14 protein-coding genes and 1 CRISPR repeat array are annotated in these 9,491 nt (G+C 31.8%); of the genes, 13 read left to right on the forward strand and 1 reads right to left on the reverse strand.

Features of this window, described 5'->3' with window-relative positions; genetic code table 11:
• The first annotated feature begins 20 nt into the window (after positions 1 to 20).
• From cas7c to Q0516_RS01440, 13 genes are all read left to right on the forward strand, one after another.
• On the forward strand, positions 21 to 899 hold the full coding sequence (gene cas7c, locus Q0516_RS01380; RefSeq protein ID WP_294468874.1) for a type I-C CRISPR-associated protein Cas7/Csd2: 879 nt from the start codon (positions 21 to 23) through the stop codon (positions 897 to 899).
• Complete coding sequence (gene cas4 / locus Q0516_RS01385; RefSeq protein WP_294468853.1) at positions 883 to 1,560, forward strand: CRISPR-associated protein Cas4; 678 nt, start codon at positions 883 to 885, stop codon at positions 1,558 to 1,560. Before cas7c ends, cas4 begins: the two co-directional genes overlap by 17 nt.
• On the forward strand, positions 1,557 to 2,588 hold the full coding sequence (cas1c, locus tag Q0516_RS01390; RefSeq protein ID WP_294468855.1) for a type I-C CRISPR-associated endonuclease Cas1c: 1,032 nt from the start codon (positions 1,557 to 1,559) through the stop codon (positions 2,586 to 2,588). The genes cas4 and cas1c overlap by 4 nt, the downstream gene beginning before the upstream one ends.
• 8 nt (positions 2,589 to 2,596) lie before the next feature.
• Positions 2,597 to 2,887 carry a CRISPR-associated endonuclease Cas2 gene (cas2, locus tag Q0516_RS01395; RefSeq protein ID WP_257481215.1) on the forward strand — a complete coding sequence of 97 codons (291 nt, stop codon included), beginning with the start codon at positions 2,597 to 2,599 and terminating at the stop codon, positions 2,885 to 2,887.
• Positions 2,888 to 3,016: 129 nt separating this feature from the next.
• Positions 3,017 to 3,181: direct repeats of the CRISPR family, unit length 31 nt; unit sequence GTCGCACCTCGCAGGAGGTGCGTGGATTGAA.
• Between the two features lie 643 nt (positions 3,182 to 3,824).
• Complete coding sequence (locus Q0516_RS01400; RefSeq protein ID WP_299237182.1) at positions 3,825 to 4,271, forward strand: DUF1492 domain-containing protein; 447 nt, start codon at positions 3,825 to 3,827, stop codon at positions 4,269 to 4,271.
• A 290-nt stretch (positions 4,272 to 4,561) separates the two neighbouring features.
• On the forward strand, positions 4,562 to 4,966 hold the full coding sequence (locus Q0516_RS01405) for a sigma-70 family RNA polymerase sigma factor (RefSeq protein ID WP_294468858.1): 405 nt from the start codon (positions 4,562 to 4,564) through the stop codon (positions 4,964 to 4,966).
• A gap of 746 nt (positions 4,967 to 5,712) precedes the next feature.
• Complete coding sequence (locus Q0516_RS01410; protein ID WP_294468860.1) at positions 5,713 to 5,877, forward strand: hypothetical protein; 165 nt, start codon at positions 5,713 to 5,715, stop codon at positions 5,875 to 5,877.
• Positions 5,878 to 6,037: 160 nt separating this feature from the next.
• Positions 6,038 to 6,403 carry a hypothetical protein gene (locus Q0516_RS01415; RefSeq protein WP_294468862.1) on the forward strand — a complete coding sequence of 122 codons (366 nt, stop codon included), beginning with the start codon at positions 6,038 to 6,040 and terminating at the stop codon, positions 6,401 to 6,403.
• 22 nt (positions 6,404 to 6,425) lie between these two features.
• The gene (locus tag Q0516_RS01420) at positions 6,426 to 6,818 is read left to right on the forward strand and encodes a hypothetical protein (RefSeq protein ID WP_294468864.1); all 393 of its coding nucleotides are present in this window, start codon (positions 6,426 to 6,428) and stop codon (positions 6,816 to 6,818) included.
• Positions 6,819 to 6,903: 85 nt separating this feature from the next.
• On the forward strand, positions 6,904 to 7,194 hold the full coding sequence (locus Q0516_RS01425) for a hypothetical protein (protein ID WP_294468865.1): 291 nt from the start codon (positions 6,904 to 6,906) through the stop codon (positions 7,192 to 7,194).
• Positions 7,195 to 7,292: 98 nt separating this feature from the next.
• Entirely contained in the window at positions 7,293 to 7,595 is a 303-nt protein-coding gene (locus tag Q0516_RS01430; protein ID WP_299237187.1) for a hypothetical protein, read from the forward strand.
• Between the two features lie 480 nt (positions 7,596 to 8,075).
• Positions 8,076 to 8,375, forward strand: a complete 300-nt coding sequence (locus Q0516_RS01435; RefSeq protein WP_294468868.1) for a hypothetical protein — start codon at positions 8,076 to 8,078, stop codon at positions 8,373 to 8,375.
• 13 nt (positions 8,376 to 8,388) lie between these two features.
• Positions 8,389 to 8,868: a DUF2798 domain-containing protein gene (locus Q0516_RS01440; protein WP_294468869.1), complete on the forward strand. Its 480-nt coding sequence runs from the start codon at positions 8,389 to 8,391 to the stop codon at positions 8,866 to 8,868.
• Between the two features lie 49 nt (positions 8,869 to 8,917).
• Here Q0516_RS01440 and Q0516_RS01445 read toward each other — a convergent pair.
• Positions 8,918 to 9,491: sulfite exporter TauE/SafE family protein (locus Q0516_RS01445; RefSeq protein ID WP_294468872.1), on the reverse strand; the 574-nt coding region annotated here is incomplete at its 5' end.

Raw genomic sequence — 9,491 nt, forward strand, 5'->3', positions numbered from 1 at the left:
AAAGAAAGAGGAAAATCGATATGATAAAAAAATATGATGATGCTATAGAAAATAGAATGGAATTTGTAATTTTATTCGATGTTGAGAATGGAAATCCAAACGGTGACCCCGATGCCGATAATATGCCGAGAGTGGATCCCGCAACGGGATATGGTATAGTGACCGATGTATGTATTAAAAGAAAGATAAGAAATTATGTTCAGATGATAAAAGATGACGAGAGCCCTTATAAAATATTCGTAAAGGAATTACTTAATGATAAACAGGAAGAGGCATATGATGTAAGCGGTCTTAAAAAGAATAAAAAAGCTCCTGCGGAAGATATAAAAATCGCACAGGAATTCATGTGTAAGAATTATTTTGATATAAGAGCATTCGGAGCTGTAATGAGTACAGGAGATGCTCCGTGCGGAGTTGTCAGAGGACCAATACAGCTTAATTTTGCAAAGAGCATAGATCCTATCGAAGGTCAGGAAATAACTATAACAAGAAAAGCAGTTACAAATAAGAAAGACGCCGAAAAAGGTGCTACAATGGGTAAAAAGAACTTTATACCATATGCTCTATATAAAATGGAAGGATACATAAGTGCCAAGCTTGCACAGGATATAACCGGATTTAATGACGAAGATTTAAATCTTTTCTTCGATGCGATAATAAATATGTTTGAACATGACCATTCCGCTGCAAGAGGGAAAATGGTCGTTAGAAAACTAATTGTATTCAAACACAGAGACGCACTCGGTAATTGTTCTTCTCATAAGCTTTTTGATAGAATTAATGTCAAGAAAAAAGATGAAGTTGTTATACCGAGAAAATACGATGATTATAGCGTTGATATCAAAATTGATGATATGCCTGAAGGCGTTGAGTTGATTGATTATGACGACAGATTATAATAATGAACATAATATCCCCATTTCTATGATAAAACAGTACGCTTATTGTCCGCATAGATTTTCTCTTATGTATTTGGATAATGTATGGTCTGAAAATTATAAGATAGTAGAGGGGAATATTACACATAGAAAGGTTGACAATCCTTTTATAAAAGAAAAAAGAAAGGATACTTTTTATTCTCGCAGTGTTCCCGTATACAGTGATGAGTTAGACCTATACGGTATAGTTGATATCATTGAATTTACAAAGAGTGAGGATGACAGTGCTGTAAAGGTAAAGGGTAAAAGAGGCAAATGGAAGATTAATCCCATAGAGTATAAGAATGGTAAGAAAGAAAAAAGTAACGCTGATGCTTTACAGCTTTGTGCTCAGGCTATTTGTCTTGAGGAAATGTTTGATACTAAAATTGAATTCGGAGAAATATTTTATAACAAGATAAAAAGAAGATTTAAAGTCGAATTTGATAATAAATTGAGAAGCGAAGTCTTAAATATTATAGGGTTAATAAATGAAAATATTTCAAAAAATGAAATCATACCAATCAGGGAAGAGCAAAATTGTAATTTATGTTCAATCCGTGATAATTGTCTGCCTTTTGCTTATAGAAACAAAAATTCAAAAGAAAAATTAATAGAATTGATAAAGAGGAATGATTTATGAGAAAACTTTTAAATACTTTATATGTGCAAAATCCCGATGCTTATTTATCTTTAAAGAATGAGAATATAGTTGTCTTGCTTGAAGATGAAGAAAAGTTTTCTATTCCTTTGGTAAATATCGAGAATATAGTTTCCTTTGGTTACAGAGGAGTTAGTCCTGCTTTGATGGGTAAATGCTGTGAAAATAATATAGGGCTTTATTTTATGTCTTCAAACGGTAAGTTTTTAGCAAAAATAACAGGCAGGACAAGGGGTAATTCCACGACTAGAATGAGACAATATGAATTATATAAAGATAAAAAATGGTGTCTTGACTTTTCAAAAGATATCGTTGCGACCAAAATATATAATACCAGATATGTTTTAAACAGATCTATAAGAGATAATAAAGAAAAAGTTGATGTTTCAAGACTTATTGAAGTAAGCGATTATATTAAAAATAACATAAGCCATGTCTATGATTTTGAAGATATTGATGCCCTGAGAGGTTTTGAGGGGATAGTTGCCAGAAAATACTTTGAAGTATTCAACGATATGATACTAAAAAAGAAGGATATTTTTAATATACAAGGGAGAAATAAAAGGCCTCCTTTGGATTATGTCAATTGTATGCTTTCTTATTTATATACGATTTTGTCTTTTGAATTCATATCAGCTATTGAAACTGTCGGATTAGACCCTTCCGTCGGCTTCTTTCATGAAATAAGACCCGGAAGAAATTCGCTGGCATTGGATTTAATAGAACCTTTCAGAGCCTATTTGGTAGATAGAGTAGTTTTATCACTAATAAACTTAGGGCAAATCAAAAAACAGCATTTTGAAGAAAAAGAGGGCGGAGCCATTTTAATGACGGATGAAGGCAGGACGATAATACTTAATGCATGGCAGGAAAAAAAGAAAGAAATATTAAGACACCCGAACATAGATGAAAAGATAGAAATCGGATTGATACCTTTTGCAGAAGCCCAGCTTTTAAGCAGGACGATAAGAGAAAGAAAAGAAAGTTATCCGACTTTTATAGTCAAATAGGTGATATTATGTTTGTGATTATTGCATATGATGTGAATACTACGACTGCCGGAGGGAGAAAAAATCTAAGACTTGTAAGTAAAGAGTGCGAAAAATATGGACAAAGGGTTCAAAATTCTTTATTTGAATGTTTGATTGATTATGGAACTTTTTTAAAACTAAAAAATAAACTGGAAGATATTATTGATTTGGAAAATGATAGCCTTAGATATTATTACTTGGGAAATAAGTGGAAGGGTAAAATCGAGCATGTGGGTGCGAAACAAAATTATGATCCTTCAGGAACTCTTATTTTATAAACTGCGAACCTCAAGCTCACATTTTTATTATAATTGAAAATCCTTTTATTTAGCGGGTTTTAAAATTTATATATTTTAGTGTACTATTTTATAAAATTCTGTAATGGGCTATTTAAAAGGATTTGTAGAGTCGCACCTCGCAGGAGGTGCGTGGATTGAAACATATATCTTGATGTATCCTGTCGGGTCATCTATGTCGCACCTCGCAGGAGGTGCGTGGATTGAAACAATCACATCACAATTAATAAATACAGGATATGCCCGTCGCACCTCGCAGGAGGTGCGTGGATTGAATAACGATATGTACTTTTGAAAACAAAAGTACCAAAATTTCCGCTCTAGCCTCGGAGGCTGAAGCAGTCGCTAAAAGGGATGCAAAAGTTAAACTTGCATATCAACTTGGCGGCATTTTATTGAGTAGTCAATAATTACGTATTTAATAAATGCAGTTCATATTTTATTTTTAAAGTTGGATACAATTTTATGTTTATAATGATTAGTGTAAAATTTTTTTAATATATTGTGTTGTATGTGAATTGAGTTCTAATTAAAAAACATTATTAAATACTTACTATTTGTACATTGTATTATGGTACATGAATTGAAACATTCTGTATTTAATAAATACAAAAAGGAAAAATTCGCATCCCATGTGGGATGCCTGGATTAAAACCAATAAATGTATAATAATTTCTACATATACCCAGTCGCATCTTTCAATAGATGTATGGATTGAAATTTCATTTTGTTTTTATCTATAATGCTTAATATTATTAACATCTCTATATGGGGTATTTTTTTTACCCTACAAATCGAACAAATATTCTAAAAATATATTGACTATAGAACAAATATTCGATAAAATAGAATTAAAGTGATTGATAATTTAACTAATTTGGAGGTGTTAAAATTGGAATGTACCAATGAAAAAGAAATTATGAATAAGTCAAAATTAGCACTGGAGCTTTATCTTCCGGTACTTTGGGCTACGAATAACTCCTTAAATGACATGTACGATTATGCTTTGGAAGTAGGGGAAGGGGACTTAAAAAGGGCAAATGTGATGTTTGAAATATTTGCACCGGATAAGGAAAAAGAGGAATTTTTGGATAATGTGGATAAGAACGAATATTCATCTTTGATACTTTCATCAATTCTAAGCGCTGTAGGCCAGCTTAGACAGTATCCGAGATATGGTATGGATTATTATACTATATTGAATGATCTATACATAAACGAAAATCACTGTTCGGGGGAGAGGATTGCGGAAAAATTAAATATTTCAAGGACCACCTTTTACAAGAGGAAAAAAGAGGCCTTAAGATTATTTTCCGTCTGTTTGTTTGGTTATAAAATTCCTGAATTAAAGGGGTATTTATGGTAGGTTTAAATTTAGATTAATATTTTAATACTAAATAGGAACTGTAATTGAACACTTGCTTTACTGTATGTGAACTGATATTTTGATAAAATTTTATTATAGGGATAAAGGACCTTTGTTTGGGTCCTTTTTTATTCCTATCGATAAAAGGCTTTAAGAGTCAAGGATTTCCTTGGCTCTTTTTTTATGCCCAAATTAGGAGATATCAATGAGCAATTGGCAGTGTTATTTGGCGAAATATCCGTGACTCACTTTTCTTACTTAAAAATTCAAAAAAGAAAAGGAGAAAAGTCATGGATAAAAATATAAGAACATTATTAGTTAGGAATGAAAGAATAGAAGTAAATGAGGATGTATATAGGGCATATTACAAAGAGAGAGAACATGAAAAATATTTGGATAAAAAGAAAAGGGATAATGAGTATTCATATGAAGGAATGAAAGAAAAGGGGATAATATTCGAATTTAACGAAGGACTTATTGAAATGTCTCCCGAAGAAAAACTGTTAAAAGATATGGAAAAAGAGGGCTTAAGGAAGGCTTTATCGACTCTGAGTAAAGATGAAATGCGTTTGATTGATTTATATTATTTTGAAAATAAATCGGAAAGAGAAATCGCGGAGATATTTTCTTTATCTCAGAAAGCTGTAAACAAAAGGAAAAAAATGATACTTTTAAAGTTAAAAAGTATTTTGTAGAGATTTGGTAAGAATATGAGCAGAAATAAAATACATAATAAAATTATATATTAATCAAATCAAGATTATCTTTTAAAATTTATATAAAATATCAAACTTGATTAATAGTATTAAGTTTATATAATACAAAATCAATAATAAAGATTTTAAAAATACTGCAAATACTTCACTTATATAATGTAGGTATTCCTCTTAAATGAGTTAATTAAAAGTAGGCGGAACATTATTTATTAAAAATTTTAATATTTAAATTTAGATAAGACAGAAAAATAGTAGCAGAACCTGCGGGGCGCGAAATCTTGCGAAGCAAGGCGTAGTGCCCCGTTTTATTTATTTTTATATATGATCAAAATCATTAAATATATAAAATTATAAAAATAATTTTCAAAAAGGGTACTTAAATAGGAGAAAAATTCCTTAAAGATATGAGGAAGGGAAAACGACCTTAACGATGTTTGAAAAGTGAATAAAAACAAATCAGATACGTTCTTTTATAAAAGAGCCGAGGTACAAGTGCGCTTGCGATAAAGGTAACGCTTGTTACAACACTACTGTACAAAATAAAAGAAATATCTTTTAAGGCGACGAGGTTATAAAAGGGATAATGATACTTACGCATAGCAGGGTCACACCAAGGTGCGTCCCGGAGACACTCGGGGAGGTGGAATTCCTATGAAGCAGACTTACTGCTGTTTGGTTTGTTTCAGTAAGTGATTAATATAAAAAACCTTGATAAGGAGGTAACTATGATAGACGTTAAGTGTATTTCGGGTGACCCCGAATATATAGAAAGCGAACTTGCGTCTCTGATTTCTGACGGATATGAGGTTATGGATATGACTACAAATCTATATCCTTCTACTTCCGGTTACAGAAAAGAGACGACTATTTATTTAAAGAAAACAGTTTGATCATGCTTATAGTAGGGTAAATAAGAAAGAAAAAAACAACATTTATTATCAGTTCTTTAACTTATTTATTCCTATTTTATATAGCGCTTATTTAAGGCGATACTTAAATAAAGGACTACGCTGAATGACAGCGAAAACAAACAGAAAGGAGGGATAAGGTTTGGCAGGAGAGAATGACAGTATCCTTGTAAATGAAAATCCCGTGCAGTCCAAAGTACTCATGATACCAAAGTTCAGATTTGACGAGGTGAATGAAAAATATAAGAAATATAAAAAAGATATACTTTTACTGATGGACAAGCTTGATGAAAAAGACAAGGAAAATTCTAAGCTTTTGAATGATATAAAAAGTATCAGGAAAGCCTACGACAGCGCCCTTTTAAACTTAAAGGTAAAGGAGACATTTGTGGAAGGCGGAATATTCAAAGAACAATATGAAACCATAATACCAAAAATGACCTGCAGAGAAGATGAAAAGCTCGACTTGGCAGAGGCTATAGTAGAGCTGATAAAACAAACAAAATAAAGATTTAAAGGAGAAAATAACAATGGCAATCAGTACACAAGGAACAATTTTAAATATTACAGGAACAAAAGGAGAAACACCTATTAATATCGATGTTGCAATCAAATCATTCCCTGATTTAGGAGCAGCTCCTGCAGCTATCGAAGTTACATGTCTATCAGATGACTCACAAAAATTCATCCCGGGTATCAAAGGTATGGCAGCTATGGAATTCGTTGCTAACTATGATGCGTCTGTATTTGAACAATTAGTGGGAGCTGAAGGTTTAGACTTAACATACAAAGTAAACTTCGGCGAAACCGAATATTCATTCAGCGGTAAACACAATGCTTTAATCGTTGGCGCAGGTTTAAATGCGGCAGTAGATATGAAAGTTGTTGTACTTCCCGGTTCTAAAATTACTAAAGCAGCTTAATTACATAAATATAAGGAGGGGAATTCCCCTCCTGACAATTACCAAAAGTATTTTATAAAATATTTTTTATGAAAGGAAATCAAAAATGATCATTAATAACAAAAATTATACTATACCGGAACTTAATTTCAATACGATATGTACTTTAGAGGAAATGGGTATTTCTCTAACTGATATGGACAAAAAAATATTATCCACAGTAAGGGGTTTTTTAGCCCTTGCAATGAACGGCGATTATGAAAAAGCGGGAAAAGAAATGGAAGAACATCTTGAGAACGGAGGCTCTTTGGATGAAATGCTCGAAGAAATAAATAAGGCGGTGGAAGAAAGCGGTTTTTTTCAAGCTCTCAACAAGAGCCAGAAACAGAGCTCTTAAACGAGCAAAGGAACGAAGAAGTAAAAAACATAAAGGAAAAGGTAAGATATAATTCTTTTAAAGAACTTATAGAAGATTTTTATTTACCTAATGCTCTAATGATAGGGGTGGATTATGATTTGTTTTGGAGGCTTACTCCAAGGAAAGTGATACCCTTTATAAAGTCATATGAAGAAAAAGAAAAGAAAGAAATAGAAAAAAACAATTATTTATCTTGGATAAACGGGATATACGTTTCCCATGCGGTTGCAAATGTACTTTCTGAGAATGCAAAATATCCGGATAAACCATTTCCTTTATTTGAAAATAAAGATATTGAAGAAAGTAAGGCTGATGAAGCAGAACTTTTTGATGCATATGCGGCAATGTTTAATAAAGAATTTGAAGAGAAAACCGAATAAAATGGGTTTTCTCTTTTTATATAATTCTTCGTTTTGAAGAATTTTGAGTAAATTTTATTACTTTCTTCATTTCGAAGAAAAAATAAGCATTACTATAATTCTCCATAATGAAGAAAGTATATGATAAAATCAGCCGTTCTTCAAATCGAAGAATGTTTATTATGTTACTATATTTTCTTCAAATCGAAGAAAATTGGTTTGCGTTAATAAATTATAACAAAATTAAAATTTGAAGAAAAATAGAGTTCTATATTATTCTTCAAAACGAAGAAAATAACTTTATTTTAAATAATTCTTCAAATCGAAGAATTACACCCCATACATAATCTTTAAACATTAAGGCTTATGTATGCGGTATAACCGCAAAAATAAAGTAATATATAATAATATTTATTCTTACAAAATTCTAATTGATGTTACATATATTAGATGTTAGAATTAAATATATATTAAATACGAGGAATAGGGGTAACTAATATTATGGATAAGAAAACAGAAAAAAAAATTGCAAGTCGTATAAAATATTTAATTGAAGAAGTTGATAATATAATTAAATTAAAAAAAGATATAAATTTATCTTCATCAGAAAAGGAAATTAAAAAATTAGATAAAAAAGTAAAAGGTTCATTTGAAATGATTCAACATTATTACAATAGAGTAAAAACACTTGACTGTACAGCTTTTTATATGATAGAATATGCAGGCTTTAAATGGTTTTATTGGAAACGAAACATCCTCCTGGATGATAACGAACAACACATTGAGTTAAGTTATCATTAAGGAGGATTTTTTTATGCCAAAAAACAAATTTCAGGAAGTAATATTCACAATTATTATGGCAGCTATTATGGTTTATGGAATGGTTGTTTATAATATAGCTCTTAACACAGGAACAGTTGATGGAACAACTTTTATTGCTGCATTACACGAGTTACCAATAATGGTACCAGTTGCATTTATTCTCGAGTTCTTTATAGTTGGAAGGCTGGCAAGGCTGCTGGCATTTACTGTTATGAAGCCAACGGACAGACCACAGTTTATCACATATGCAATATCTATATGTATATGCTGTATTATGTGTCCTGTTATGAGTTTTGTTGCAACAATACTTTTTAAGGAACCATCTTTTGGTACGTGGGTTAAGACATGGGCTATGAATTTCCCTATGGCAATACTTTATCAGATGTTTTACTGTGGACCATTTGTACGTTTTATCTTCAGAGCAATATTTGAAAGAAAAGACAGCAGGCAGAAAGAAGTCAAAGAAGCATAATTCCTGCTACGTCAGTACAGCATTTATTGAGATATTTAGTCTGGTGATATTATCCAAGGTATGAGAAAAGCATAACTACTATGCCTAGTATAACAAGTATGACTCCTGTTGCACGGTTAAGTGTTTCAGGAGTAGCTTTGTTTGCAAAGATAGCTGCTATTCTTGCCCATATAAGTGTAAATACGATACATAATAGCCACACAGTTATATCAGGTATTCCACCAATCGCAAAGTGTGATACAGCGCCTGTGAGTGCTGTAAAAGTCATAATAAATACACTTGTTCCGACAGCAGTTTTCAGCTCATATCCAAGAACAGAGGTAAGTATAAGCAGCATCATCATACCACCGCCGGCACCGATGAAGCCACATATAAAGCCGATTAATACGCCGCATACAACTGATTGTATGGCACGTTTCTTAGCAGACACACCCTCCATGGCTTCCTTTGTAGTCATAACAGGTCTTATGATGAATTTAATTCCAAGAAGAAATGTCATAAAAACTGAAAAATTACCCATCGTAGTTGAAGGTACTAAGCTTGAAACATAACTTCCGACAACGGTGAAAAGCAAAACACTTATCATCATTATAAGACCATTTCGAATATCGAGATTTTTATGT

It is taken from the genome of uncultured Anaerofustis sp. (assembly GCF_938029165.1).
In the GTDB taxonomy this organism is placed as follows: domain Bacteria; phylum Bacillota; class Clostridia; order Eubacteriales; family Anaerofustaceae; genus Anaerofustis.

Coding starts and splice junctions, on each gene's coding strand:
- cas7c (WP_294468874.1), top strand. CDS start 21: ATGATAAAAAAATATGATGATGCTATAGAAAATAGAATGGAATTTGTA.
- cas4 (WP_294468853.1), top strand. CDS start 883: ATGACGACAGATTATAATAATGAACATAATATCCCCATTTCTATGATA.
- cas1c (WP_294468855.1), top strand. CDS start 1,557: ATGAGAAAACTTTTAAATACTTTATATGTGCAAAATCCCGATGCTTAT.
- cas2 (WP_257481215.1), top strand. CDS start 2,597: ATGTTTGTGATTATTGCATATGATGTGAATACTACGACTGCCGGAGGG.
- Q0516_RS01400 (WP_299237182.1), top strand. CDS start 3,825: ATGAATAAGTCAAAATTAGCACTGGAGCTTTATCTTCCGGTACTTTGG.
- Q0516_RS01405 (WP_294468858.1), top strand. CDS start 4,562: ATGGATAAAAATATAAGAACATTATTAGTTAGGAATGAAAGAATAGAA.
- Q0516_RS01410 (WP_294468860.1), top strand. CDS start 5,713: ATGATAGACGTTAAGTGTATTTCGGGTGACCCCGAATATATAGAAAGC.
- Q0516_RS01420 (WP_294468864.1), top strand. CDS start 6,426: ATGGCAATCAGTACACAAGGAACAATTTTAAATATTACAGGAACAAAA.
- Q0516_RS01425 (WP_294468865.1), top strand. CDS start 6,904: ATGATCATTAATAACAAAAATTATACTATACCGGAACTTAATTTCAAT.
- Q0516_RS01430 (WP_299237187.1), top strand. CDS start 7,293: ATGATAGGGGTGGATTATGATTTGTTTTGGAGGCTTACTCCAAGGAAA.
- Q0516_RS01435 (WP_294468868.1), top strand. CDS start 8,076: ATGGATAAGAAAACAGAAAAAAAAATTGCAAGTCGTATAAAATATTTA.
- Q0516_RS01440 (WP_294468869.1), top strand. CDS start 8,389: ATGCCAAAAAACAAATTTCAGGAAGTAATATTCACAATTATTATGGCA.